Raw genomic sequence first — 24,699 nt, forward strand, 5'->3', positions numbered from 1 at the left:
GTGCTAGACCGGATCGAAACCGGAGATGAGCCAGCGGTCGCCGTGCTTCTCCATGGTCACCCGCACGCTGGAGGCGGTATCGGTCGGGGCGTCACCGCCGACGACGACGGTCTGGTTGACGAAGACGATCACCACGGCCTTGTTCGGATCCGCCGACACCGAGGCCGCCGCGGGCACCGTCGCCACCGCCGAGATCTGCTTCTCCTTGGCACCGGGAATGACCACGTCGGTCGTCAGATCGGTATAGGCCTGGGCGAAATCGCCGGTCAGCAGGGATCGGGCATCGGTCAGTTGCTGCTCGACGGTGTCGGGCTGATACGACAGCAACGCCACGGTGCTGTCCTTGGCCACCTGAACGGATTCGATCCGGGCGAGGTCACCATCTCGCACCGAGTTGTCCTGCCACTTCAGGAATCCCGCGACAAGGCCGAGGATCAGCGCCAGGCCCGGCAGGATGCCGTAGGCGAGCACGCGTCCCCACCGGGTTCCCTGCGCGGCGGAGGTGCCGGTGGATTCGGCCGCGGCTTCGGCGCTCTCGGCGCTTTCCGTGCTCTCGGTGCTCTCGGGCGACTCCACGGTCTCGTCGAGTTCGACGGCCGTGGACTCCACGTCCGGGGTGTCGGATTCGGCTTTGTTCTCGGTCACGGCACGAACTCCACGTTGGACACCTTCACCTGGTCATCGCCGACGTCCTGCACTGTCACGCGCATCCGCCACAGTCGGGGTTGTTGTTCGGCGGCACCGGCATTGGAGGTCTGCACGGTCACCGCGACCAGCACGCGCGCCTCGGTATCGGTGTCGGACTCCAGCCCGGCCTCGGTGACCGAACCCACCGACTTCGACTGTGCCTGCTTGACGACGTCGACGAACGGCGCGGCACGCTGTTCGAAATCATCGTAGAAAGATCCGGTCGCCGAGTCGAGGATGCGCTGGACATCGCCCTCGGCATGCTCCCAGTCGATGGTGGTCAGGTTGATCGCACCCTGCCTGCCGACTTGGAGGAACAGCTCACGCTTGGCCTCGAGCTTCTGCGACTCGTAGGTCCGGAACCCCAGCCAGCCGACCAGGCCGGCGAGGGCGAGCACCACGACGAGTCCGACGACGGTGGCCAACCGCAGATGCGATCCGGTGTCGGCCGTCGCGGCCTTCTCGGCCGCGTCGAAGTCTTCAGCACTCTCGGATTCTTCGGAGACCTCCGAAGCCGTACCCTCGTCGACACCCGCTGCAGACTCGGTGTCCTCGGATTTCGCTGCGGTCTCTGCTGCGGACTCGCTCACTTCCCCGGTGGGGGTAGCAGCATCGTCTGCCATGTTTGCTCCTCGTTCGCGGTGCGGCCCAGATTGGACTGGGTGTACACCTTGCCGTCCGGTCCAACGTACGTGCCGCTTGCCGGATCATATTCGGCGGCCGCGACGGCAGGCGGTTCCGGTGCCGGCGCCGGCACCGTTTCCGCCGGTTGCTGGCCCGGACGCAGTTGGGGAACGGCCTGACCCGACAGGGTGGCGTTCGGGTCGCCCTTCCAGTTGTTGCCGTCATTGAGCGGGACGTAGGTCTCGTCACTCTCGCACATCGCCACGGTGGGTGCCCGCTTGCCCGGGACGGTGATGCAGGGCAGGTTGCGGGCACCACGGACGTTGTTGGGCGAATCCTGGGGGATGCGGCAGTACAGATCGCCGGCCGGTCGGTCTGGATAATCCTCCAGCGCCGCGACCCGCTGCTGCTGAGCAGGCAGGAAGCCGGTGGTACACGCCGGTGGCAGGTTCAGGTTCAGGTTGAAGTTCAGGTACGCGCCCTTGTAGTCCTGCTTGGTGTTGCGGTTGGCGGTACCGGTGGCCTGGGTGGTCGCGGTGCCCTGCGGCAGCAGCACCAGCAGCTGCTCCAGCGCGGGCTGGTAGGCGATGGCCACCTCGTTGATGTTCACCAGGTTGGCCAGCACGATCGGCAGCGTCGGCTGCAACCGGTCCAGAAGCGCGCGCACCTCCTCGGCCGCGCCGGGCCCTTGCTGCAGGATCGACCGCACCGCCCCGTCGTGATCGCGCAGCTCGGCGGTGACGGTGGCCAAATTGGATGCCCACGCCCTGATCGAGCCCGCGGTATCGGTTTGGCTGTCCAGTACGGGCTTGGACTGATCGATCAGCGCGGTCAGCGGGTCCAGGTTGGCGCGCGCGTCGATGGCCAGTGCGGTGGAACCCTTGACCAGGCGGTTGAGATCGGGTCCCAGCCCGCCGACGGCGAGGTACGCCTCGTCGACGGCGGTACGCAGGTTGTCGCCGGGGATCGCCTGCAGCCCACGGTTGGTGGCATCGAGCAGGGTGTTGACGTCCATCGGCACCGTCGTGCGGTCCAACGGGATGACATCCCCGTCACGCAGATCCGGTCCATCGGAGGTGCGCGGCAGCAGTTCGACGAACAGTTCGCCGACGGCGGTCTGACTGTGTACGGCCGCGTCCAGGTCCGCCGGGATGGCCACACCGGACTCCAGGGACAACACTGCCTCGACCGTGCCGCGTTCGGTCAGGCCGACCTTCTCGACCCGGCCCACCTGTGAGCCGCGGTAGGTGACATTGCTGCGCTCGTAGAGGCCGCCGGTCTCGGGCAGCTCCAGGGTGACGCGGTAGTGCCCGGCACCGAACAGCAGGTTAGGCAGCCGCATATAGCTGAACGCCATGACGCCGATGGCGACGATGGAGATGGCGATGAAGACCGCCACCTGTATCAGGATCTTCCTGGTCAGCACCATGTCATCGCCCCTGATCCCAGCGGTACGGCGCCACAAGGGGATTCACCGCGGTATACGGGCTGGGCAGCTGCCCGATCGTGCGACCCCACTGCATCTCCAGCTCGGTGAGGTCACCCTCCCACCGGGTCCCGGTGAACAGGCCCTGGTCCATCCGGCTCAGGGTCAGGTCGACCACCAGGGTGAGGTTGGCATAGTCACCGCGCATCCAGTTGGTGATCGTTTCCTTGGGGAACGGGTAGGTGGTGAGGAAGCTCAGTCCCCTGGTCAGCGCGGGACCGGCGTTGGCCAGCGATTCCAGCGTGGGCCCAAGGGCTTTCAGCTCGGCGACGAGCGCCTCTCGGGTCTGGTTGGTCGAGTCGGCGGCCAGCGCACTGAACCGGCCGAGCTGCACCAGCGCCTCGGCGAGGGTGTCACGTTGATCCTTGAGCACCTCGACGGCCTCGGGCAGGGTCTGCAATGCCCTGTCCACCACCGGCTTCTGCTCGGCGACCTGACCGACCAGCGAGTTCAAGCTCTCGGCGGCGGCGATGATATCGCCCTTCTGGTCGTTGTTGTAGGCGATGAACCGGTCCAGTTGCTCGATCAGGCTGCGCAGGTCGGCCTCGCGACCGGTGAATGCCTGACTGAAGGCTGCGGTGATGTCCTGGACATTGCCCAGCCCACCACCGTTGAGCAGCAATGAAATTGCGGCCAACGTCTGCTCGGTGGTCGGGTAGGCGCCGCTGGATTCCAGCGGTATCACCGCGCCGGCCTGCAACCGGCCCTGCGGATCCGGGGGCGCCGCGAGTTCGATGTGCTGCGATCCGAGCAGGCTGGTCTGGCCGAGCGTGGCGGTCGCGTTGGCGGGCAGCACCACGTCACCGTTGAGGCTCATGGTGACCAGCGCATGCCAACCCTGGCGTTCGATATCGGTGACGTTGCCGACGGTCACATCACCGACCCGCACCCGCGAGTTCGGGGAGAGGTGATCGATATCGGGCATCTGGGCCTGGATTGTGTACGAGCCGGGCCCGCGTCCCTCGACACCGGGCAGGGCCACCGAATTCAGGCCCTTCCACTGGCATCCGGTGGCGGCCGCGGCGACGATCAGCAACGAGCCGAGTATCTGGGTCTTCACAAGCCGGGTCCTCATGAGCCCGGTCCTGTCGGCACCATGAGCCCGGGCAGCCCGGCGGCCGGGTTGGTCGGCTGCGCAAGCTCGGCGGCCAATGGCGGGCCGGGCACCGGCGCCGCCGGACTGTTGGGATCCGGCGGCGCGGGCGGTGGCGGCGGACCGGCGGGCGGGATGTAATCCGGACGCAGCCAATCCTCGCTCCAGGTCAGCTCATTGGGTCGTGCCGAGGCGGTGACACCGAGGTTCTGGCCGATCGGCAGGAAGTTGTACTGCCGGTTCTTGACGATCGGAGCCAGGTACTGCACGCAGAGCTTGGAGGATTGCTCGGCGTTGAGTCTCGAGGCGGCCTGTACCGCGCCACAGAGGAAGCTGATCGGGTTGGCGAAGTTGTTGATCACCGGGACGCTGGACACCGCACCCTGAGCAGGTTGGTAGATGTTGATGTAGTTCTGGAAGCTGGTCGGCGCGACGTGCAGGAACTGTTTCAGGTCGGCGAGGCTCTCGTTCAGCGCCGTGGTCACCCCGGCGAGCTTGTCCGATGTGGTGCCAAGGGTTTCACGGTTGTCGGCCACGAAATTCTGCACCAGCCCGACGGTCTCGGACAGGTCCTGGACCGCATTGCCCACCTCGGTGGGATTATCGGCCAGCGTGCCGGTCACCGAGGCCAGATTCTGGTTGAGCGCGCGCATCACATCGGTGCTGTCCTGCAGCGCCGAGACCAGGATCGACAAATTCTTCACGGTGGCGAAGACATCGGTGCTGTGATCGCCGACCGCCGAGATCGCCTGGGACAGCTTGACCAGGGTGGCGCGGATATCGGCGCCTTGACCGCGCAGGTTGTCCGCCGCGGTGTTGATGAACGCCCCCAGCTCGCTGACGCCGCCGGGTTCGGTGGGCTGCAGCGTCTCGGTGATGCGATGCAGCTGCTCACGGACATCGTCGTATTCGACGGGGACCACGGTGCGGTCCTGGCCGATGACGGCGTTGTCCTGCAGGACCGGTCCCTCGGAGTAGGTCGGGGTCAGCTGAATTGCCCGTGAGGTGACCAGCATCGGCGACAGGATGGCCGCGTTGACGTTCTCGGGCACCTTGTGGCTGCCGTCGTACCAGAACGAGATCTTGACCCGCTCGGGTTCCGGCTCGATCTTCTCGATCCGGCCGACCGGGACACCGAGGATGACCACATCGTCGCCGACGAAGATGCCGTTGCTGCTGTCGAAGTACGCCACCACGTTGACGCGGTTGAGCGTCTCGGCGGTACGCACCACGAGGTAGACACCGGCCCCGAGGATCGCGACGAGCGCGAGGGCCAGCGTGTTGCGGACGGCGTTGTGTCGGGACGGAGCCGAAGATGACGTCACTGGCCTGCTCCCGGTTGTGCGCCGGACCCGTGCGCGACGGGCTCGCCGGGTGCGGGTACGAGGACCGGCCCCGGCGGGGTCGGGGTGGAGGCGATACCCGGCGGGGCGATCGCCGGCGGACCCGGAGGCGGCCCGCCGGGCGGCGGCGCGGGCAGCGGTTCGCGGTACGGGTAGCAACCGGTCGGTCCGGGCAGCGGAATTCCCGGTGGGCCACAACCCTGATCGCCCGGGTTGCCGGTGATGGCGTCGGGCAGGGTCAGGCGCGGGTCACCGCCCTGACCGGTGCGCGGGTAGGGGTTCGGCATGGCCGGCGTGCCCGGCTGGCCTACCTGCGGGTCGGTGCGCTCCGACGGCAGCAGGACATTGGGATCCAAGCCGAGGTCGGAGAACGCGGCGTCGATGAACGGCTGCACGAACTGGCCCGGCAGCAGATTGGCCACATAGGACTTGAAGAACGGTCCGCCAGAGACGGATTCGCCGAGGGACATCGCGTAGTCCCCGATCAGCTTCAGCGAGCGCTGCAGCCGTTGCTTGCGGTTGTCCAGGATGGTCAGCACCCCGTTGAGCTTTTCCAGCGCCGGCTTCATGGTTTCGTCGTTCTCGGCGATGAAGCCCTGCAGCTGGCGGCTCAGTGCCGAGATGTTGCCCGAAATGGCATCCAGTGCGGCCGTTTGGGTGCGCAGTTCGGCAAGCAACGCGTTGCTGCTGCGAACCAACGTGACGATCTGCTCACTGCGCTCGGCGAGCACGGTGGTGGCCTTGTTCGCATTGCCCAGCAGGCTGCGCAGTTCGGCATCTCGCTCGTTGAGCGTCTCGGAGAACCGGGACACACCGGCGATGGCCACGCGAAGTTCCGGCGGGGTGTCGGCGAAGGTCTCCGAGAGCACGCGCAGCGAGTCGGAGAGCTGATCGGTGTTCAGACCGCTGATGGTCGAGGCCAGATCGCCGAGTGCATCGGGCAGTTGGTAGGCAGGGGTGGTGCGGTCCATCGGGATGGTGCCGTCCTGCCAGCCGTCGCCGCGCGGTGTGACCTCAAGATATTTCGTGCCGAGCAGGCTCTTGGTCTTGACGGCTGCCTCGCTGCGATCACCGATGCGCACGCCGTTGTCGATCTTGAACGTGACCAGCACCTGCTGGCCCTCCAGTTCGACACCGGAGACCTGCCCCACCCGCATGCCGGAAACCTGCACGGTGGCACCCTCGCGGATCCCACCGGCCTCGGCGAAATACGCCGAATAATCGCGGCCACCATTGAGGAAGGGCAGCTTGTCGTAGTTCAGGGCACCGAGAATGATGGCCGCCAACAGCGCCAAACCGATTGCGCCGACGACCAATTGGTTGCGCTCTGCGAAGGATTTCATCGCGGGGTGCACCTCCCGGTGCTCTGCCCAGCGGCCTTCACATAGACCGGCTGACCACCCTTACCGTTGAGCTTGAGCACGATATCGCACAGGTAGAAGCTGAAGAAGTCACCGTAGATGCCTTGCCGTGCCAGCGCCTGGTAGGCGTCGGGCAGGGTGTTGATCAGGTTGTCGAAATAGTCCGCGTCGGCGACGACGATTCCTGCCGCCCGGTCGGTTTCGGTGATGGTCTTGGCCAGCGGTGGGCGGGCCTGATCGAGCAGCTCGGCGATGCTGCCTGCCGCGGCGCTGACGTAGGCGACACCGTTGGCGATATCGGTGCGGCGCTGCGCGAGCCCGTCGACCAGCTGGCTCAATCCGTCGACGCCCTTGGCGAACTGCTCGTTCTGGTCGCCCAGCGAGCCCATCACGGTGTTGAGGTTGACGATGACCTCTCCGATCAGTTGATCGCGGTCGGCCAGCGTGTTGGTCAACGCGGCGGTCTGATTGAGGAACGATCCGATGGTGGCGCCCTGCCCCTGCAGAGCGCTGATCAAGGTGCCCGACAACGCGTTGATCTGGTCGGGCTGAAGGGCTTTGAACAACGGCCGGAAGCCGCCGATGAGCGCGTCGAGATCCAGCGCCGGCGCGGTGCGGGCCAGCGGGATCGTCGAACCGGGTTGCTGACGCTCGGTGTCGCCGGCACCCTCCTGCAGGCCGAGATAGCGCCCGCCGATCAGGTCGTCGTAGCGGATGACGGCGCGGGTGCCCTTGGTCAACACCACCGACGAGTCGGCGCTGAAGTTGACCAGCACGGTGCCGTCATCGCGGATCTGCATATCGCCGACCTTGCCGACCTCCACGCCGGCGATACGGACGAAGTCACCGGGCTCCATGCCGCTGACATTGGTGAACTCGGCCTTGTAACCCTGCTCGGTCTCCCCGAATCGCAGCTGCGAGAAGATCGCGAACAGCCCGAAGACACCCAGCAGACACACTGCCAGGAAGATGGTGAGCCGCCAGATGGCGCCTCCCAAGTTGTCTTTCATGACTGACTACGTCTCCTCTGATGCGGGTCGGGTTTCAGGACGGCGGGCCGGGCGCGGCCGGTACCGGTAGCGGCTGCGGGGGCAACGGCGTCGGCTGAACACCGGGATTGGTCACGATGAACGGCTCCGAACCCGGCCGCGGGCCGGGGTCACGCGGAGCGCCTGGCGGCGGTGCCGGCGGCAGCCCCGGCCACAACGGCGTGCCGTCGGGGGCGTAGAGCTGGGCGCCGTAGGCGGGAGCACCCGGGTACGGGATCGGTCCGATTGCCGGGCCGCCGAAGGTGTTCCGGATGCTGGGCGGTTCGGGAACCGCACGGGTGACGGGCAACCAGTTTCCGTAGAACGGGAAGGAGATACCCGGGTTGGGCCGCCAGTCCAGACCGCTGCCGAAGCCGGTATTGGTGACCAGCTGGCGCACCGGCCAGTTCTGGTCGACGTTGGGCAGCGAGCCACACCCCGGCTTCCCGCCGGGTCCGCCCTTGGCACCGACGATCGGCAGATGGCGCGGGTAGGCGTAGGGATCATCGCCGAGCATCAGCGCGGTGTCCAGGATGAACGACTTGCCGTTACCGCCGGTGGCGTCGTAGCCACCGTGGTCGAGCAGGTACTTCGCCCCGGTCAGCAGACAGGTGTAGGACGGGCTGTACTTGAACAGCAGGTCGGTGGTCGGCTGCAGGGTGTTGACGGCCTTGATCAGGTTCTGCTGATTCGGGGCCAGCAGTTCGATTCCGGTGTTGGACAACCCGGTGGTGGCCAACAGCAGGGCGTCGAGCTGCCGGGAGTTCTCGCTGATGGTGACCGCCGTGGTGCTCGCGGCGTCCAGGGTCGCCAAAATGCCTTGCGCGGCATCACCGTAGGCGGCGCTGAAACCCTGCAACGCCTGCCAGTCGGCCCGGATGGTGTCACTGCGGTCGTTGAGCGCGATCAGCACCTGGTTCGCATCGGTGGTGGCGCGGCCGATCACCTCACCGCGGCCACGCACACCCTCGGCCAGCGCCGCCAGCGCACTGTTCAGTTTGGCGGTGTCCACCTGGTCGAGCACGCCGACGAGGTTCTCGAAGACGGTGTTGACCTCGGTGGTGACGTTCTGCGACACCAGTACCTGGCCGGCGCTCAACCGTTCGGATTTCGGATCGGCCGGGTACACCAGGTCGACGAACTTGGCGCCGAAGATCGTGGTGGACCGGATCCTGGCCTCGACATTCGACGGGATGAAACGGATCTGGTCGGGATCGATATCCAGGCGCAGCTTCACCGGCGACGCGCTCTCGGTGTCACCGCCGCTGATGGCGGCGACCTTGCCGACCTGGACGCCGCGCAACTTGACCTTGGCGTTGGTTTCCATGACCAGACCCGAGCGATCCGAGGTCAGGGTCACCGGAACGGTGCTGCGCAGGCTTCCGGTGAACAGGGAGAAGGACAACCAGATGGCGGCGATGACGAACACCACCAGCAGCAGCGTCCACCAGCCCGGTGCGATCCCTGAGTTACGTTTCGTCGCTGCCACGGCTAACCCGCCAGATTGAAGTTGCCGGATTGCCCGTACACCGCAAGGGAAATCATCACGACGACGAACGCGGAGATCACCAGCGAGGTACGCACCGCTCGACCGACCGCCTCACCCACACCGGCCGGGCCGCCGCTGGCGGTGAAGCCGTAGTAGGTGTGCACCAGCATGATCACGATGGCCATGGCGATCGACTGGACGAAGGACCAGATGAGATCGATCGGGTTGAGGAATGTGTCGAAGTAGTGGTCGTAGACGCCGCTGGACTGACCGTAGATCACGGTCGTGCCGATCTTGGCCGCATAGAAAGACATCAGCACGCCGACGCAGTACAGCGGAATCACCACGATCACACCGGCGATGACGCGACTGGACGCCAGGTAGGCGATGCTGCGGATGCCGATGACCTCCAGCGCGTCGATCTCTTCGTTGATGCGCATGGCGCCCAGCTGGGCGGTGGCACCGGCACCGATGGTGGCCGACAGCGCGATCGCCGTGGTGGCCGGCGCGATGAGGCGGACGTTGAAGAAGGCCGAGGCGAACCCGGTCAGCGCCTCGACACCGATCTCGGAGAACTGGTTGTAGCCCTGGACGGCGACCAACGCACCGGTACTGACGGTCAGGAAGCCGACGATCGCCACGGTGCCGCCGATGATGGCCAAAGCCCCGGTCCCCAGGCCCATCTGCGCGATGAGGCGGACGAGTTCCTTCGGGTACCGGATGAACACGTCGCCGATGGAGATCAGCGTCCGACCGAAGAACTGGGTTTGCTCACCGACCTGATTCCAGGAATCGACGACGCTGTTGACGCTTCGTTTGACCCGCAGGCCCACTGTGGTCGTCACATCGTCGCCTTCACACCGACCGCGGTCGCAACCACGTTGATGGCGAACAGTGCCATGAACGTGAACACCACCGTCTCGTTCACCGCGTTACCGACGCCCGCCGGACCGCCGCCCACCGAAATGCCCTTGTAACAGGCGATCAGACCGGCCGTGAGTCCGAACAGCGCGGCCTTGACCAGCGCGACCAACACGTCCGACGGACCGGTGATCAGGGTCAGACCCGCCACGAAGGCACCCGGCGACACGTGCTGGACGTACACGCAGAACAGATATGCCCCGGTGAGGCCGACCAGCACCACGGTCGCCGACAGCGCCAGCGACACCGTCGTGGCGGCCAGCACCCGTGGGATGACCAACGCCTGAATCGGATTCACACCCATGACGCGAAGCGCGTCGAGTTCCTCGCGGATGGTGCGCGCTCCGAGGTCGGCGCACATGGCGGTGGCACCGGCCCCGGCGATGACCAAAACGGTGACGATGGGCCCGATCTGGGTGACGGTGCCGAGGGCCGCGCCGGTTCCGGAGAAGTCGGCGGCGCCGAACTCGGTCAGCAGGATGTTGAACGTGAAGGTGAGCAGCACCGTGTACGGGACGGTCAGCATCAACGTCGGCAGCAACGAAACCCGTGCGACGAACCAGGACTGGAGGATGTACTCGCGCCAGGCGAACGGCGGACGGAACATCAGGGTGAAGACGTCCAGCGTCATCGAGAAGAATCCGCCGAAGGAACGCACGGGTTTGGCCACGACGTTCGGGATGGCGTCCTGCGCAGCCATCAGCGGGTTGCCCCCATGCCGCACAACCTCCGCATGGCCATGAAGTCCCTTCGACGATGCCCGCTGTCCGCGGGGCCGGCATGTCCCGGCCGGTCCGAACACGATATGACCACAGGCGTCGCTATGGATGCGGAAGAACGTACATAAGGATTTTCACAGTCACAACTGGCGTGCTCACCGGTCCGCACCCCCGTCACGGCCCATCACCACCGGAAACGTGCCCCGACACACCGAGCGCGCGCAGCGCGAAACCCTCCACGCGCGCCCGCGCTACCGGTACCTGATCGGCATCGAAGATCCTGGTCGAGGTCAGCTCCCGGCTGACCAGCGCGGCGATCGCGATGGCATCGGAGTCCGGCTCGGCCAGCGGGAACGATCCGTCCGCCCGTCCGGCGGCCAGGATCTCGACCAGCGACGATTCCCGTCGCGAACGGGACAGTTCGCGCGCCTCGCGGTACCCCTTCGCCGAGCGCATCTCGTCGCAATCGAGCACGGCGAGGTAACGATGCAGGTCGGTATCCACCGCGAGGGTGAACATCTGGTCGAGCCAGGCCCGCAGCCGGTCCAACGGTGCGGCGTCCACTCCGGCGGCAATCTGGTCGAGCCGGACCGCCAGGCGCCGGGTGACATCGTCGAGCATCGCCAGGAACAGCTCGTCCTTGGACTGGTAATGCCGATAGAACGCGCGGCTGGACACCCCGGCCCGGGACAGGATGGCCGCCACCGAAATGGGACCGTCGTGCGGTTCTGCCAGGCAGGCGAAGGTCGCCTCGACAATGCTGCCGCGCTCATCCGCTGCGGGGTCGTTGGACAGCACGATGGGGAGTCTAGAGACCGGCCGTCGCGGTCAACCCACCGGTCAGTAACGTGGCTCACAGATGCGCGGAACGGCGAGAGGATCCACGTGAGCACTGTCGACAGCACACCGCACACCGTGACCTTTCGCGGCGTCGACGGCCTGGCACTGGTCGCCGACGAGTGGAACCGCGACGAAGTGTCCGATCGGGACGGCCCCACCATCCTGTTGCTGCACGGCGGCGGGCAGAACCGGCATTCGTGGAAGAACACCGGGCAGATCCTGGCCTCCAGGGGCAAGCATGTGATCGCGATGGACAGCCGCGGCCACGGCGACAGCGACTACTCCCCCACGGCCAACTACGCCGTCGAGACGCTGAGCGCCGACGTCCAGCAGGTCCTCCTCCAGATCGGCAGGCCCGTCGTGCTGATCGGCGCCAGCATGGGCGGACTGACCGGCATCCTGGCCGCCCACGAGGCGGGCCCCGACGTCGTGACCAAGCTCGTGCTCGTCGACGTGGTGCCACGCTTCGAGAAGGACGGCAGCGCACGCATCCGCGATTTCATGTTCAACCACGTGCACGGGTTCGATTCGCTGGAGCAGGCCGCGGACGCGGTGGCCGCCTACCTTCCGCACCGACCGCGGCCACGCAGCGTCGAGGGATTGAAGAAGAACCTGCGGTTGCGCGACGGCCGCTGGTACTGGCACTGGGATCCGGCGTTCCTCACCAAACCCGGTGACGACCCGTTCGCGCGGGTGGACATGCTGGAACAAGCGGCCCAGAATCTGCGTGTGCCGATCCTGCTGATCCGGGGAAAGTTGTCCGATGTGGTGTCCGTCGAGGGCGTGCAGAGCTTCCTGAAACAGGTGCCCGCCGCCGAGTTCGTCGAATTGTCCGATGCCGGGCACACCGCTGCCGGGGATGACAACGACGCCTTCACCGAGGCCGTCGTCGCCTTCGTCGACAAGTGAGCGCCATGGCCTCCGGCGGCGCGGGCCGCTCGGGTTGCTCAGGGTTCAATTTCCTGGAGCAGCCCGCACTTCCCGCACCCCGGCTCACCGAGGACCAGGCCACCGAGCTGCTGGCAACGCATTACGCGCTGCGCAAGACGGTGCGATCGTTGGGCAGCCAGCAGGACTGCAACTTCACCGTGCTGGAGGAAGACGTCCCGGTGGCGGTGCTCAAGGTCGCCAACCCGGCCTTCACCGAAGCCGAGCTCGTCGCCCAGGACGTCGCGGCCGCGCTGATCGCCCACGCCGAGCCCGACCTACGGGTCGCGGTGCCCCTGGACACCGCCGACGGGCAGAAGTTCGCGGTCGCCGCGCCCGGTTCGGGTGCCGGTCAGATCCGGCTGCTGCCCTACCTGTCCGGTGGGACGCTCAACGCCCGCGGTTATCTGTCGCCTGCGGTGGTGGCCGCACTCGGTGATATCGCCGGCCGCGTCAGCGTGGCGCTCGCCGACTTCAGCCACCCCGGGCTGGACCGGATAGTGCAATGGGATCTGCGGTACGGCAACCGGGTGGTCGATGAGCTGATCACCCACGTCACCCATCGGCGCGACGAGGTCGCCGCGGCCGCGCGCACGGCGGTCGAACGCATCGCGGTCGTCGCCGACGAGTTGCCGCAGCAGGCGGTGCATCTGGACCTCACCGACGCCAATGTGATCGTCGGCCCCTCGGGCATTCCCGACGGTGTCATCGATTTCGGCGATCTCTCCCGCACCTGGGCGGTGTCGGAGATCGCGATCACGCTGTCCTCTGTGCTCGGCCATCCCGGGGCGGATGCCACGTCGATCATGCCCGGCGTCAAGGCGTTTCACGCGATTCGGCCGCTGCAGCCGGCCGAGGCCCGCGCACTGTGGCCGCTGCTGGTGTTGCGCACCGCCGTGCTCATCGTCAGCGGCGCCCAACAGGGCGTGCTGGACCCCGACAACAGCTACCTCACCGAACAGTCCGATGACGAATGGCGGATGTTCGATACCGCGACATCGGTGCCTGCCGACGTCATGACGGCGTTGATCCTCAGCGAGCTCGGATTGGCCGAGCCGCAGGCCCGACCGGAGATCGACAACCGGCTGATCGCGGATCTGGACCCGGATACCGTCGTGACGCTGGATCTGTCGGACACCCTCGACGACGCCGACGAACTGGCCGCCGAGGCCGTCAGGGCGGGCAGCACGTTGGTGCTCACCCGATTCGGCAAGCCCCGCCTGGGTCTTGCCCCGCTGCTGTCGGCCGACAGCCCGCAGGTGGTCGAGACCGGTATCTCGTTGTGGTCGGCCACGACCACCCGGGTGTTGGCACCGTGGGACGGTGAGGTGATCGACCGGACGGACGACCGGATCACGTTGCGCGGTATGGACTTCGAATTGACCCTCACCGGGGTGGGTTCGAGTGCCGCACCGGGTCGGGTACGCGCCGGTGAGCACCTCGGGGTGCTCGAGGCCGACCGCTGGACGCAGCTGGCTGTCCGGCCGGCAGGTGCGCCCGTCGCGCCGGTGTTCAGCACCGCCGAGCTCGCAGCGGGCTGGTTGGCGTTGTCCTGTGATCCCCGAACCGTTTTGGGTCTCGATCTCCTGCATGAGGCACCTGAGCGCGATCTACTGGACCGCCGTGACGACAGTTTCGCCTCGGTCCAGGAGCGCTACTATCGCAACCCGCCGCGGATCGAACGCGGCCACCGGCACTACCTGATGTCCACCGCGGGCCGGATCTACCTGGACATGGTCAACAACGTCGCGGTACTCGGACACGCGCACCCCCGCGTCGCCGATGCCGCGTCGCGACAGCTACGCAGACTGAACACCAACTCCCGGTTCAACTACGAGGCCGTCGTCGAGTTCAGTGAGCGGATCGCCGCGACCCTGCCCGAGCAGCTGGACACCGTGTTCCTGGTCAATTCCGGTTCGGAGGCAAGCGATCTCGCGATCCGGCTGGCAATGGCCGTCACCGGACGTCGTGATGTGGTGGCCGTCCGCGAGGCCTATCACGGTTGGACCTACGCCACCGACGCGGTGTCGACCTCCACCGCGGACAACCCGAACGCGCTGTCCACCCGACCGGACTGGGTGCACACCGTGGAATCGCCGAACAGCTTCCGCGGCAAGTACCGCGGCGCGCAGGCATACCGGTACGCCGAGGAAGCCGTGGCCCAGATCGAGCAGATGGCGGCCGCCGGGCGCCCGCCCGCGGGGTTCATCTGCGAACCGGTGTACGGCAATGCCGGCGGGATGGCGCTTCCCGACGGCTATCTCGAACAGGTGTACGGCGCGGTGCGCGCGGCCGGCGGCGTCGCCATCGCCGATGAGGTCCAGGTCGGTTACGGCCGTCTCGGACAGTGGTTCTGGGGCTTCCCGCAACAACAGGTCGTGCCCGATATCGTGTCGGTGGCCAAGGCGACCGGCAACGGCTACCCGCTGGGCGCGGTCATCACCACCCGGGCCATCGCCGAGGGTTTCCGTTCTCAGGGTTACTTCTTCTCCTCCACCGGAGGCAGCCCGCTCTCGTGTGCGATCGGACTCGCGGTGCTCGACACGTTGCGCGATGAGGGGTTGCAGGAGAACGCCTTGCGCACCGGTGGGTACCTGAAGTCGCGGCTGGAGGCGTTGGCCGACAAGCATCCGATCATCGGCACCGTGCACGGGATGGGCCTGTACCTGGGTGTGGAGATGGTCCGCGACCCGGTGACGCTGGAACCCGCCACCGCGGAGACGATGGCGATCTGTGAACGGATGCTCGAACTCGGCGTGGTGATCCAGCCGACCGGCGACCACCAGAACATCCTGAAGACCAAACCGCCGCTGTGCATCGACACCGCCGGCGCGGACTTCTACGTCGACATGCTCGACCGCGCGCTCACCGAGCTCTTCTGAATCCCGGCGAGCGCAGCGATCAGGCCTTCTCGGCCTCTTCGAGGCGCTGGTGCAGGCGGGCCCGGATGTCCTCGGGCGTGTACGACCGGCGGATCCGCTGATCCCTGGCGACCAGCACACCGCCGGCCACCACACCGGCGACACCGGCGAGCCCGACCCACTTCCAGACGCTTCGCATCCTGTGATTGTGCCTAAGCTGCCCGGGTGGACGCACACACGGTGGACCTGACCCGCGCGCTGCAGGAGACCCGCACCGGGGACATCTGGCTGTTCCGGGGTGGTTCGGGGCCCGACCGGGCCATCCAGGCGTTGACCAACGCGCCGGTCAACCATGTCGGGATGACGGTCGCCATCGATGATCTGCCGCCGCTGATCTGGCACGCCGAACTCGGTCAGAAGCTGCTGGACCTGTGGACCGGCACCCACCACCGCGGCGTGCAACTCAACGACGCCCGCGAGGTCGTCGAACGCTGGGTCCACGAGTACGGGCAGAAGGCCTGGTTGCGGCAGCTGACACCGCCGGCCGACCGGACGCAGGAGGACCGGATGCTCAAGGTCATCGCCCGGATGAACGGCACCGCCTTTCCCTCGACGGCACGGCTGACCGGACGGTGGCTGCGCGGCCGCCTGCCGATCGTCAGTGATTTCACCCGCGGTCTGCCGATCATCCACCGCAAGGTCCGCGAATCGGCCGAGCGCGACAAGGTGCAGCGCAGGTCGGCCGGGCTGGAGACGGCCTACTGCGCGGAGACAGTGGCGATCACCTATGAAGAGATGGGGCTGCTGACCACCGAGAAACGGGAGAACTACTTCGACCCCGGCAAGTTCTGGAGCGGGGACACCCTGCGGCTGGCGCCGGGCTACGCGCTCGGTGACGAAATTGCGGTGCGGGTCGACTAGATCGCCGTGAGTTCCGGTGCCGCCCAGCTCCCGTCGATGATCTGGGGGCGCGGCCGGTACAACCGGATCAGGTAGTTCCAGCCGTCCGGGACGATGATCGCGTTCGGCGGCAGCTCGCCGTCGGCCGAGGGCACGAACCGCACCGTCACCGATCCGTCCGCACCACGCACACCGGTCACGCTGTTGACCGAGTACAGGCCCGCGGCGTTGGGTTCGAAGAAGCCCTTGCCGTTGTACACCGACACCGACCAGAACGCGTCGACCGGGACGTCGGCGAACACGAGTTGATACTGTCCCGCAGGCAGTTTCGGGTCGACGCCGATATAGGCCGCCTCGCTCGTCGGCAGACCGCCCCAGCCGGCGGCGCAGCCGATCAGGTGGCGCACCGGGTCCACCTCGGCACGGGTGCCGAAGGTCCGATCGAAGTTCCGCAGACCGGCGGCCAGCGCGAGCAGCGCGTCACGGGTCGCGTCCAACGCGGCGGTGTCGTAGTCGGGCATGACGAACGGCTGCTGTGCGTCGCCGACCAGCCGCAGCGCGTCCTGCAGCCGCGCGACGGCCGCGACGTCTTCGGTGCTGGTGGGATCGACCAGGATCCGGACCGCGAGGAACGCGTATCGGGAGCCGAACTCTTGGGCGGTCAGCACATGCTCACCGGGCCGGTGCAGCACGCGATTGACGTAGTGGTCCTCGTTGACGATCATCGCCGACAGATACCGCTCACCGGCATCCGGCAGCGTCAGCCGCACGGCCTCGGCAAGGTCGAGCAGCGCGAAGCTGTACAGCGTGTCGCGATTGAGCCGGATGACGGTCTGCTCCTCGATACGCGCCGGTGTCCGGTTGTGCCGGAACCGCCCGATACCGCCCGCAACGTCCTGGTTGTCGCGGAACATCCGGTGGGTTTCGGCCCGGACGAAATTGTCGGCATCGACGTGGATCGGCATGGCGTGAATTGTCCACCATGCGCACCCATCCCGGCGCTTGACGGCCGACATTGCGGGTAACCGATTCCGATGTCGGCCCACACATCTCACATCACCGCTCAGGACTTCCTGCCGGAATCCCGTGATCTGGCTGCCTTGGCAGCGGCCGCCCGGAACTGCCGAGGATGCGAGCTGTACCGGGACGCCGAGCAGACGGTGTTCGGGGCCGGACCGCGTGCGGCACCGATGCTGTTGGCGGGTGAGCAACCCGGCGACCGTGAGGACCGTGCCGGGCAACCCTTCGTGGGGCCGGCCGGCCGGCTTCTCGACAAGGCCATGGCAGCAGCCGATATCGATCGCGAGCATGTCTACCTGACCAATGTGGTGAAGCATTTCAAGTTCACCCGCGGGGTAGCGCCCGCCGTATCCACAAGGCGCCCAGTCGGACCGAGGTGGTGGCGTGCCGCCCCTGGTTGTTCGCCGAACTGGAGTCGGTAGCGCCCGAGGTGGTGGTGCTACTCGGCGCGACGGCCGCGAAGGCATTGCTGGGAAACGATTTTCGCATCACCGAACATCGCGGTGAGGTGCTTCGCGCGCCCGAAGCGGGCTTCCAGGTCGTGGCCACCCCACATCCGTCCTCGGTGCTGCGCGGACCGGCGGATCGGCGTGAGAGCGCGTTCGCCGATCTGGTCGCCGACCTGGGCACCGCAGCCGGCTTGTTGTCGAAGGGTCTGCGCTGATGGTGGTCCGGATCGGAACCTCGGGCTGGTCTTACGATCACTGGACCGGGGTGCTGTATCCGCCCAAGCTGGCGGCCACGCGCCGGCTGGCGGTCTACGTCGAGGAGTTCGACACCGTCGAGCTCAACGCCAGCTTCTACCGGTGGCCCACGCCGGCGCGATTCACCCAGTGGCGCGACCAACTGCCCGACGGCTTCACCATGACGGTGAAGGCACCCCGCGGACTCACCCACGCCCGCAGGTTGGGTTCCCCGGAACAATGGATCGAACGCATCGCGGCCGGGTGGGACGCGCTGGGCAATCGGCGGGCGGCGCTGCTGGTGCAGTTGCATCCCGCCCAGCAGCGCGACGACGAACGCCTGGACCATTTCTTGTCCGCCGTCCCGGATTCGATCCCGGTCGCGATGGAACTTCGCCACCCGAGCTGGGATGACCCCGCGGTGTACGACCTGCTGCGCGGGCACGGCGCGGCCTACGTCGTCATGAGTGGTCCTGGCTTGCCGTGCGTCGTGACGGCGACTGCCGGGCTGGCCTATCTCCGGTTGCACGGCCCCGGCGAGGAGGCCATGTACAGCGGGTCCTATGACACCGAGGAGTTGCGCCGCTGGGCCCGTGAGATCCGCGCCTGGGACGCCGAAGGGCGAGATGTACTGGTGTACTTCAACAATGATCTCGGTGGCCACGCGGTACGCAATGCGCAGGAGTTGCGCAGCATGCTCGTGTGACCGAGAGCCTACGCGTACGGTGCAGTACATGCCGTTGCGCTATGTGGATCCCGAGAGGCCCCGTGGTTCCAAGTATCACGCCAGTGTGCGCTTCGGGCGCTCACCGATCGGGCAGTTCATCGCCAGGCATATCGCCCGGCGGACCGACCCGTATCTCTTCCGGTTGACCCGCGGCCGCATCAACATGGGCCCCATCATCAATGCCCCGCTGGTGACGACCGGCGCGAAGTCCGGCAAACGTCGCCAGGTGCAGTTGACCTACTTCAACGACGGTGCGGACGTGATCCTGCTGGCGTCCAATTACGGCGGCGCCAAGCACCCCCAGTGGTATTACAACCTGAAGGCCAATCCGGCCTGCGAGTTCGGCATGGAGCCCTTCACCGCTTCCCAGGTGACCGACCCCGACGAGTACGACCGGCTGTTCGGTCTGGCCGGCCGGGTCTACGCCGGCTATGACGATTACCGGGAAAAGACTGCCCCGGAGGGGCGGACGATCCCGATCTTCCGGCTCACCCCGCGCTGATCGAACGGTCGCTCAGCGCACCGCCAGGGTCAGGTGCGCGAGCCTGCGGACCAGGATGCTCGGCAGCCACGGTCCCACCTCGACGGCATCGATCCAGTCGGTGTGCTCCAGCAGCATCCGCAGCACGATCTTGGCCTCCAGACGGGCCAGGGCCGCACCGACACAGAAATGCACACCTTTACCGAATGCAATGTGTCCTTTGGCTTCCCGACGGTCCAACCGAAATTCATCAGGAGTGTCGAAATGGTGCGGGTCGCGGTTGGCCGCGCCCCACATCAGCAGTAGCCGCGAGCCGGCCGGGACCGACACCCCGGCCAGTGCGGTGTCCTTCATGACGTGCCGGTAGTGGCCGCGAAATGGTGACTCGTAGCGCAGCACCTCCTCTATGAACGGCCCGAGCAGCTCGGGTCGGTCGCGAAGTCGACGCTGGATATCGCTGTGGTTCACCAGGATCCACGCGGCGCTGCCCAGAAGCGAGGCGGTCGATTCACCGGCCGCGCTGAACAGCGTGAGCATGATGGCCAGTGCCGGCAATTGTTCCAGTTCTCCGGAGGCGTAGCGGGCCGCGAGGTCACCGATGAGTCCCGGTGCGGAACCGTCAGCGGCCCTGCCGAAGTGATCCATCACGTAGCCGGAGAGCTCGACGGCCGCCATACCGGCGGCTTCCAATTGATCCGCGCTGACTATTCCGTCGAGCAGGGTCGTGGTGGCGTAACCCAACCGGATGAGGGTGTCGACGTCGTCGTGGGGTAACCCGAGCAGTCGTGCGACGACCATCATCGGTAGCCGGTCGGCCACCGCGCTCATCCACTCGACGTGACCGTCTTCGAGTCCCCGGGAGAAGAGATCGACGGCGGTCGCTTCGGCGAAATCCTCGATGACGCGGATCCGCCGGGCCGACAGATGTGGCAGGAGCAGTTTGCGGTGCACGTCGTGTACCGGGTCGTCGGCGGTCGCCAGGGCATGCATCGGGCCGCCGGGGGCACCCATGTCGAAGGGGGTGACGCGGCCGTCCTCGTGGTACACCATCGTCGCGGTCAGGTTGGAGGAGAAATCGTCCACCCGGCCGACAGCCTCGGTGACCGCGTCCCATCCGCACACCGCGTAGAAGTCCGAATCACCGATCCGCTGCACCGGGGCGCGGTCGCGCATCCGGGCGTAGTGCGGGTACGGATCTTGCAGGGCTTCGGCGCCGAAGATGTCCGTCACATCCGCTGACAAGGTCATGGTCACAGCGTGGACGCCGGCGAAGTCACTGGTCAACGGTGCGCGGCAAACATGAGAGCATGCCCGACCCAGGTCCGGTTGCGTAGTTCTCGCCCGATCCCTCGGACCAGCGAGTTCGGTGAGAAAAACTACGGCTCTTCTCTCATGGTGATAAAAGTGCACTATGGCCTCGCGGGACACGATCACCCGGACGGCACCGTCCGGTGACTGGCTGCTCGGGCGGGACCGGCACGACGAGGCGGCCGAACGCATCTACGCCGCCGCAGCCGACCTGCTGTCCCGGCACGGGTACGAACGCTTCAGCATCGACGCAGTTGCGGCCGCGGTGCACTGCTCACCGGCGACGGTCTACCGCCACACCGGCGGTAAGGCGGCCATCCGTGATGTCGTGCTGACCCGGCACGCCGAACGCATCCTGGACTCGGTACGTGCGGCGATCACCGACCTGACCGGACCCGCCCGGGTCGTCACCGCCACGGTGGTCGCCCTGCGCCGGATGCGTGCCGACCCGCTGGCCAAGATCATGAGGTCGATGGTCACGCCGACCGGCGACGAATGGATCACCGATTCCCCCGTCGTCTCCGCTTTCGCGGCCGAGATGCTCGGCCTGGCAGAACCGGATCCGCTTGCCGCACAGTGGTTGATCCGCACCTTCCTGGCGCTGTGGTACTGGCCGCTCCCCGACCCCGAAGCCGAGGAGGAAATGGTGCGGCGATTCCTCGGGGCCGCATACGCCACCGCGGGTAACCAATTGCCGTGACCACGCGTCGCGAGCGCTCAGAATTGTGTCGTGGTCGAGTCTGATCTGTATGGGCACACTCATCTATGGTTTCACCACATCGGTGGACGGCTATATCGCCGACGCGCACGGGAACATCGACTGGAGCGATCCGAGCGACGAACTGCACCAATACTGGAATGACTTCGAACGCGACACCGCCATGTCGTTCTACGGTCGGCGAATCTACGAACTGATGGCCGGGCACTGGCCGGCTGTCCACGAGTCGGCGGATGCCGATCCGATCGCCGCCGACTTCGCCGCGGTGTGGTGCAACATGCCGAAGGTGGTGTTCTCCTCCAGCCTGGAATCGGTCGCGTGGAACTCCCGGCTGGAACGTGGCGACCCGGTCGAGGTGGTGCGGCGACTCAAGGCCGACACCGACGGTCAACTCGAAGTGGCCGGCGCCACGTTGGCGGCACCGATCGTGCGGGCCGGACTGGTGGACGAGTACCGAATGGTCATCTCCCCCACCGCGGTCGGCGGTGGCACATCGTTCTTCCCGACGCTGCCATCGTGGATGCCGTTGCAACTACTGGAGCATCGAGCCTTTCCCGGCGGGACGGTCCTGCTGCGCTACGCGCCGCGAGATCGGTGAGACTCAGTGCGCAGCGGGCCGGAACATCGAATACACCACCGGCCCATCGGGTATCGACGTCGTGGCGGTGACGGTGAAGCCCGACCGCTCGTAGAGGCGGACGTTGCGTTCGTCCGATGTCTCCAACGCCGTGCCCGCGGCCGCGTCGACCGCGCTCACCGCCGCCAGACCGGCGTCGACCAGTGCGCCGCCAAGGCCCTGGCCCTGGTGGTCCGGAGCAACACCGAGGGTGGCCAGATTCCAGGCGCCCCCGGGTTGGGCCGGGATGTCCGCCTGTCCAAGGACCTCAAGCCGGTCACCGTGCAGATCGGCGACCCGCTGCTGAAAGTCCGGCGGAGGTTCCGGGGCATCGGGCGGCAGCAATGCCAGGACGCCGCGTTCCCCGTCGGCGATCAGCACGATGCCATGCTCGTGCGCGAACTGCAGGTAGAGCCGCTGCAGTTGCTCGAGACGTTCTGTGTAGCCGGCCTGCGGAATAGACCACCTGGTCCACGGATACGCGTCGAAGGCCGCAGCCAGGGTGGCGGCTGCCGCCTCCAGATCCGTCGCTGCTGCGCGTTGGATGCGGTGGCTCACCGCACACACCTCCATCGTGTCGTCTGCGTGCACGTAATGTTCGGCTGACAGCATAGCCACGGATGTATTGGCGCGATGAGGCTGTCAGCGGAACATTGTGATCGGCTAGCGGCCGAGAAGGGGGCCCACCGACCGGTGATCCACCCACCGCGGGACCCCGCGCAGATACAACTCGAATTCCGGTCCGAACCGCTCGCGTAGGAACTTCTCCTCGACCGGGATCTGGACCCGCTGCATGACCGCCACGAAGAGTGCCGCGGGCAGCATCGACACCCAGGACCGACGCTGAATGGCCTGGGCCACAAGCAGTCCCGCCATGCCGACGTACATCGGGTTTCGGGAGACCCGAAAGATCCCGGTATGCACCAGGGTCGCGGCCCGATCGACCTCCAGGGGATTGACCGAGGTGTCGTGACGCCGGAACGAGCCCACCGACGCGAGCAGCACCCCGGCCGACAACGCCGCGACGCCGCCTGCGACCAACCGTGATGCGGTGGACCCGGATGCCCCACGGCTCAGCCAGATCTGGACCAGCGCGGCTGCGCCCGCGACACCGACCGGGGGAACGCGCATGGTGCTCACTCCTCGATGTTCGAACCGGGCTAGCCGCGGTTGACGCGCACGGCCTCACGAATCAGCGCCTTGAAGGCTTCGGCGTCCAGTTGATCGTCTTCACGCAGATCGATGGCGCGTCGGACCGACGCGTCGAGACTCGCATTGAACAGGCGGTCCGGATCGTTCACCGACGCGCCCTTGGCGAAGGTCAATTTGACCTTGTCCTTGTACGTCTCCACGGTGCAGATCAACCCGTCGAGCGAGAACGCGGGCACCCCGTCAGGGTTGGACGGCTTTCGCCACTTGACTTCCTCGACCACATCGGGTTCGGCCTGGGTGATCAGAGACCGGAGCTCCTCGACACGATCGTTACGCCAATCCCCACTCACAGCCGCCAATGTACTACCGGGACCAGGACGGTGAATCCGAACTCGACCGTCTGCCAAGGGCCGACCCGCCCGCAATGTTCCGCTGACAGGCCCACCATGGATATATAGGCGTTGTGACGCTGTCAGCGGAACAATAGGTCGCTTCGCCGGCCAGGCTCACACGTTGAACCGGAACTCCACCACATACAAATACGAAACAACGTCAGGATGAAAGCTCGATGGACCTATGCCCGATTAGCCCCCCCCCCCCAGCCGGTACGCCTACCTCCACACCCCCACACTGCCGCTATCGTTCGCACGGTGCGATGGTTCACGTTATTTGTCTGCGCTTGGCGTGCCGGATGAACTACCGAGGTTCATACCGCAAATTGCTCGGCAACTCGGTGTCGGCGATGCTTGCGGCGATAGAGGTCTACAACAAGCCGCGGTTTCCGTACCGGGACGAAGTTGTTGTGGTCCTTCTCATCAATGCGTGGGAGCTGATGTTGAAGGCCATAGTCTCAAAATCGGGAAATTCCATCTACTACCCGAAGCGGCGGCGAGAACCTTACAAGACCATATCTTTAGACGACGCTTTCCGCAAAGCCTCAAATACCGCCGTTTGGCCCAGCCAAGTGAAGGCGGAACCTGTCCGAAGAAATCTAGAACTGCTAGCTCTTTACCGCGACAAGACCGTTCACTTCTACAACGAACCAGATTTCGGAGTAGTTGTATATTCACTCGCTCAGACTTCAATTCACAATTACCGGGATATAGTGAAATCGGTTTTCCGTCAAGACCTTGCCGAAGAGATCTCTTGGCAAATACTGCCACTAGGCGCTAAGACACCCGTTGACCCAGTGAAGTACCTGAGCAGCGGAGGAGCACCCGCGGGCAAGAAAGCCGCTAGCGCAGTTCAGGAATTCTTACAGGAAGTCCAGACCGCGCATGAGCAGTTAAAGGCCGACAGTGCGCGGCTACTTACAATTTATTCCGTTAATCTGCAATCGACTAAGAAACTAAGTGATGCTGATGTCACAGTCGGAATAAGCGGCGTTGACACAGAAAGTGCCACGATAGTGCACAAGAAGGTTGATCCGAACAAGTCGCATCCATATCGCCAGAAAGACGTTCTTCCGCTGTTAAAAGATGAACTCAGGGTGGTATCTTACGATTTCCTAGCTATCACTTACGTCTATAAGCTACGCGGCGACAGCCGATACTGCTGGCGAGATGAGAACGTCAGCCTAGTAAAGTGGTCGCCCGATGTCGTAGCTTTCATAAATAAACTGACACGGAAAGATGTCGTCGCCGCTCGGGAGAAGTACGGACTAATAAAGCGTCAGGAAGCGGCCGCTAAATCTAGTTGAGCGAGCGGAAAGTTGC

Annotated in this window: 25 protein-coding genes and 1 pseudogene; 9 read left to right on the plus strand and 17 right to left on the minus strand. The window is 66.0% G+C overall.

Going from position 1 to position 24,699, the window contains the following annotated elements:
- Positions 1–3: 3 nt before the first annotated feature.
- The 11 genes from IC40_RS0118795 to IC40_RS0118845 all read right to left on the minus strand — a co-directional run bounded on the left by IC40_RS0118795 (position 4) and on the right by IC40_RS0118845 (position 11,549).
- Complete coding sequence (locus tag IC40_RS0118795; RefSeq protein WP_030136236.1) at positions 4–645, minus strand: hypothetical protein; 642 nt, start codon at positions 643–645, stop codon at positions 4–6.
- Positions 642–1,310: an Rv1363c family protein gene (locus IC40_RS0118800; RefSeq protein WP_030136237.1), complete on the minus strand. Its 669-nt coding sequence runs from the start codon at positions 1,308–1,310 to the stop codon at positions 642–644. The genes IC40_RS0118795 and IC40_RS0118800 overlap by 4 nt, the downstream gene beginning before the upstream one ends.
- Positions 1,274–2,740, minus strand: a complete 1,467-nt coding sequence (locus IC40_RS0118805; RefSeq protein WP_030136238.1) for an MCE family protein — start codon at positions 2,738–2,740, stop codon at positions 1,274–1,276. Before IC40_RS0118805 ends, IC40_RS0118800 begins: the two co-directional genes overlap by 37 nt.
- A gap of 1 nt (position 2,741) precedes the next feature.
- Positions 2,742–3,872, minus strand: a complete 1,131-nt coding sequence (locus tag IC40_RS0118810; protein WP_030136239.1) for an MCE family protein — start codon at positions 3,870–3,872, stop codon at positions 2,742–2,744.
- Positions 3,869–5,215 carry an MCE family protein gene (locus IC40_RS0118815; protein WP_042509887.1) on the minus strand — a complete coding sequence of 449 codons (1,347 nt, stop codon included), beginning with the start codon at positions 5,213–5,215 and terminating at the stop codon, positions 3,869–3,871. Before IC40_RS0118815 ends, IC40_RS0118810 begins: the two co-directional genes overlap by 4 nt.
- Entirely contained in the window at positions 5,212–6,576 is a 1,365-nt protein-coding gene (locus tag IC40_RS0118820; RefSeq protein ID WP_030136241.1) for an MCE family protein, read from the minus strand. Before IC40_RS0118820 ends, IC40_RS0118815 begins: the two co-directional genes overlap by 4 nt.
- A complete protein-coding gene (locus tag IC40_RS0118825; RefSeq protein WP_030136242.1) occupies positions 6,573–7,604 on the minus strand; it encodes an MCE family protein in 1,032 nt (343 codons plus the stop codon). The genes IC40_RS0118820 and IC40_RS0118825 overlap by 4 nt, the downstream gene beginning before the upstream one ends.
- A 34-nt stretch (positions 7,605–7,638) precedes the next feature.
- A complete protein-coding gene (locus tag IC40_RS0118830; RefSeq protein ID WP_030136243.1) occupies positions 7,639–9,111 on the minus strand; it encodes an MCE family protein in 1,473 nt (490 codons plus the stop codon).
- Positions 9,112–9,113: 2 nt separating this feature from the next.
- Positions 9,114–9,956: an MlaE family ABC transporter permease gene (locus IC40_RS0118835; protein WP_042509885.1), complete on the minus strand. Its 843-nt coding sequence runs from the start codon at positions 9,954–9,956 to the stop codon at positions 9,114–9,116.
- Positions 9,953–10,732, minus strand: a complete 780-nt coding sequence (locus tag IC40_RS0118840) for an MlaE family ABC transporter permease (protein WP_023986154.1) — start codon at positions 10,730–10,732, stop codon at positions 9,953–9,955. Before IC40_RS0118840 ends, IC40_RS0118835 begins: the two co-directional genes overlap by 4 nt.
- Before the next feature lie 193 nt (positions 10,733–10,925).
- Entirely contained in the window at positions 10,926–11,549 is a 624-nt protein-coding gene (locus tag IC40_RS0118845) for a TetR/AcrR family transcriptional regulator (protein WP_030136245.1), read from the minus strand.
- A gap of 87 nt (positions 11,550–11,636) precedes the next feature.
- On the opposite strand from IC40_RS0118845, the gene IC40_RS0118850 reads away from it, so the two are divergent.
- Positions 11,637–12,500 (plus strand): alpha/beta fold hydrolase, encoded by an 864-nt coding sequence (locus tag IC40_RS0118850; protein WP_030136246.1) that lies wholly within the window; start codon positions 11,637–11,639, stop codon positions 12,498–12,500.
- Between the two features lie 5 nt (positions 12,501–12,505).
- Complete coding sequence (locus IC40_RS0118855) at positions 12,506–15,400, plus strand: aminotransferase (RefSeq protein ID WP_030136247.1); 2,895 nt, start codon at positions 12,506–12,508, stop codon at positions 15,398–15,400.
- 19 nt (positions 15,401–15,419) lie between these two features.
- Here the strand turns inward: IC40_RS0118855 and IC40_RS28055 are convergent, their stop codons facing one another.
- The gene (locus tag IC40_RS28055; protein WP_110783429.1) at positions 15,420–15,578 is read right to left on the minus strand and encodes a hypothetical protein; all 159 of its coding nucleotides are present in this window, start codon (positions 15,576–15,578) and stop codon (positions 15,420–15,422) included.
- A gap of 26 nt (positions 15,579–15,604) precedes the next feature.
- Here IC40_RS28055 and IC40_RS0118865 point away from each other — a divergent pair, with 26 nt between their 5' ends.
- Positions 15,605–16,300, plus strand: a complete 696-nt coding sequence (locus IC40_RS0118865) for a hypothetical protein (RefSeq protein ID WP_036461813.1) — start codon at positions 15,605–15,607, stop codon at positions 16,298–16,300.
- Here IC40_RS0118865 and IC40_RS0118870 read toward each other — a convergent pair.
- A complete protein-coding gene (locus IC40_RS0118870) occupies positions 16,297–17,244 on the minus strand; it encodes a DUF1214 domain-containing protein (protein WP_030136249.1) in 948 nt (315 codons plus the stop codon). The genes IC40_RS0118865 and IC40_RS0118870 overlap by 4 nt on opposite strands.
- A 69-nt stretch (positions 17,245–17,313) precedes the next feature.
- Between IC40_RS0118870 and IC40_RS26595 the strand changes: the two are divergent.
- The 3 genes and pseudogenes from IC40_RS26595 (at position 17,314) to IC40_RS0118885 (ending at position 19,211) form a co-directional block, all read left to right on the plus strand.
- Positions 17,314–17,963, plus strand: a pseudogene (locus IC40_RS26595) (UdgX family uracil-DNA binding protein).
- Positions 17,963–18,688 carry a DUF72 domain-containing protein gene (locus IC40_RS0118880; RefSeq protein WP_030136250.1) on the plus strand — a complete coding sequence of 242 codons (726 nt, stop codon included), beginning with the start codon at positions 17,963–17,965 and terminating at the stop codon, positions 18,686–18,688. The pseudogene IC40_RS26595 and the gene IC40_RS0118880 overlap by 1 nt, the downstream one beginning before the upstream one ends.
- A gap of 28 nt (positions 18,689–18,716) precedes the next feature.
- Positions 18,717–19,211 (plus strand): nitroreductase/quinone reductase family protein, encoded by a 495-nt coding sequence (locus IC40_RS0118885; RefSeq protein ID WP_030136251.1) that lies wholly within the window; start codon positions 18,717–18,719, stop codon positions 19,209–19,211.
- Between the two features lie 12 nt (positions 19,212–19,223).
- Here IC40_RS0118885 and IC40_RS0118890 read toward each other — a convergent pair whose 3' ends face one another.
- Entirely contained in the window at positions 19,224–20,438 is a 1,215-nt protein-coding gene (locus tag IC40_RS0118890; protein ID WP_030136252.1) for a cytochrome P450, read from the minus strand.
- A 163-nt stretch (positions 20,439–20,601) separates the two neighbouring features.
- Here IC40_RS0118890 and IC40_RS0118895 point away from each other — a divergent pair, with 163 nt between their 5' ends.
- Together IC40_RS0118895 and IC40_RS0118900 are read left to right on the plus strand one after the other, a co-directional pair.
- Positions 20,602–21,198 (plus strand): TetR/AcrR family transcriptional regulator, encoded by a 597-nt coding sequence (locus IC40_RS0118895; protein ID WP_036470292.1) that lies wholly within the window; start codon positions 20,602–20,604, stop codon positions 21,196–21,198.
- Positions 21,199–21,247: 49 nt separating this feature from the next.
- Positions 21,248–21,814 carry a dihydrofolate reductase family protein gene (locus tag IC40_RS0118900; RefSeq protein WP_030136254.1) on the plus strand — a complete coding sequence of 189 codons (567 nt, stop codon included), beginning with the start codon at positions 21,248–21,250 and terminating at the stop codon, positions 21,812–21,814.
- 3 nt (positions 21,815–21,817) lie between these two features.
- On the opposite strand, the gene IC40_RS0118905 is transcribed toward IC40_RS0118900, so the two are convergent.
- Genes IC40_RS0118905 through IC40_RS0118915 form a run of 3 tightly spaced genes read right to left on the minus strand, consistent with a single transcriptional unit; the run spans position 21,818 to position 23,334 of the window.
- The gene (locus IC40_RS0118905) at positions 21,818–22,444 is read right to left on the minus strand and encodes a GNAT family N-acetyltransferase (RefSeq protein WP_324604707.1); all 627 of its coding nucleotides are present in this window, start codon (positions 22,442–22,444) and stop codon (positions 21,818–21,820) included.
- A gap of 51 nt (positions 22,445–22,495) precedes the next feature.
- Positions 22,496–22,963, minus strand: a complete 468-nt coding sequence (locus tag IC40_RS0118910; protein WP_030136256.1) for a methyltransferase family protein — start codon at positions 22,961–22,963, stop codon at positions 22,496–22,498.
- A gap of 29 nt (positions 22,964–22,992) precedes the next feature.
- Positions 22,993–23,334, minus strand: coding sequence for a DUF1801 domain-containing protein (locus IC40_RS0118915; protein WP_030136257.1), 342 nt, complete (start codon positions 23,332–23,334; stop codon positions 22,993–22,995).
- A 341-nt stretch (positions 23,335–23,675) separates the two neighbouring features.
- Here IC40_RS0118915 and IC40_RS27340 point away from each other — a divergent pair, with 341 nt between their 5' ends.
- Positions 23,676–24,683 (plus strand): DUF3644 domain-containing protein, encoded by a 1,008-nt coding sequence (locus tag IC40_RS27340; RefSeq protein WP_158631990.1) that lies wholly within the window; start codon positions 23,676–23,678, stop codon positions 24,681–24,683.
- The last annotated feature ends 16 nt before the right edge of the window (positions 24,684–24,699 follow it).

The sequence above is a fragment of the Mycolicibacterium neoaurum ATCC 25795 genome, assembly GCF_000691525.1.
Classification (GTDB): Bacteria; Actinomycetota; Actinomycetes; order Mycobacteriales; family Mycobacteriaceae; genus Mycobacterium; species Mycobacterium neoaurum.

Bases quoted from the DNA above. Each gene is read 5' to 3' on its own strand.
- IC40_RS0118800 (WP_030136237.1), bottom strand. From the start codon at position 1,310: ATGGCAGACGATGCTGCTACCCCCACCGGGGAAGTGAGCGAGTCCGCA.
- IC40_RS0118805 (WP_030136238.1), bottom strand. From the start codon at position 2,740: ATGGTGCTGACCAGGAAGATCCTGATACAGGTGGCGGTCTTCATCGCC.
- IC40_RS0118810 (WP_030136239.1), bottom strand. From the start codon at position 3,872: ATGAGGACCCGGCTTGTGAAGACCCAGATACTCGGCTCGTTGCTGATC.
- IC40_RS0118820 (WP_030136241.1), bottom strand. From the start codon at position 6,576: ATGAAATCCTTCGCAGAGCGCAACCAATTGGTCGTCGGCGCAATCGGT.
- IC40_RS0118825 (WP_030136242.1), bottom strand. From the start codon at position 7,604: ATGAAAGACAACTTGGGAGGCGCCATCTGGCGGCTCACCATCTTCCTG.
- IC40_RS0118840 (WP_023986154.1), bottom strand. From the start codon at position 10,732: ATGGCTGCGCAGGACGCCATCCCGAACGTCGTGGCCAAACCCGTGCGT.
- IC40_RS0118855 (WP_030136247.1), top strand. From the start codon at position 12,506: ATGGCCTCCGGCGGCGCGGGCCGCTCGGGTTGCTCAGGGTTCAATTTC.
- IC40_RS28055 (WP_110783429.1), bottom strand. From the start codon at position 15,578: ATGCGAAGCGTCTGGAAGTGGGTCGGGCTCGCCGGTGTCGCCGGTGTG.
- IC40_RS0118870 (WP_030136249.1), bottom strand. From the start codon at position 17,244: ATGCCGATCCACGTCGATGCCGACAATTTCGTCCGGGCCGAAACCCAC.
- IC40_RS0118880 (WP_030136250.1), top strand. From the start codon at position 17,963: ATGGTGGTCCGGATCGGAACCTCGGGCTGGTCTTACGATCACTGGACC.
- IC40_RS0118885 (WP_030136251.1), top strand. From the start codon at position 18,717: ATGCCGTTGCGCTATGTGGATCCCGAGAGGCCCCGTGGTTCCAAGTAT.
- IC40_RS0118890 (WP_030136252.1), bottom strand. From the start codon at position 20,438: ATGACCTTGTCAGCGGATGTGACGGACATCTTCGGCGCCGAAGCCCTG.
- IC40_RS0118895 (WP_036470292.1), top strand. From the start codon at position 20,602: ATGGCCTCGCGGGACACGATCACCCGGACGGCACCGTCCGGTGACTGG.
- IC40_RS0118900 (WP_030136254.1), top strand. From the start codon at position 21,248: ATGGGCACACTCATCTATGGTTTCACCACATCGGTGGACGGCTATATC.
- IC40_RS0118905 (WP_324604707.1), bottom strand. From the start codon at position 22,444: ATGCTGTCAGCCGAACATTACGTGCACGCAGACGACACGATGGAGGTG.
- IC40_RS0118910 (WP_030136256.1), bottom strand. From the start codon at position 22,963: ATGCGCGTTCCCCCGGTCGGTGTCGCGGGCGCAGCCGCGCTGGTCCAG.
- IC40_RS27340 (WP_158631990.1), top strand. From the start codon at position 23,676: ATGAACTACCGAGGTTCATACCGCAAATTGCTCGGCAACTCGGTGTCG.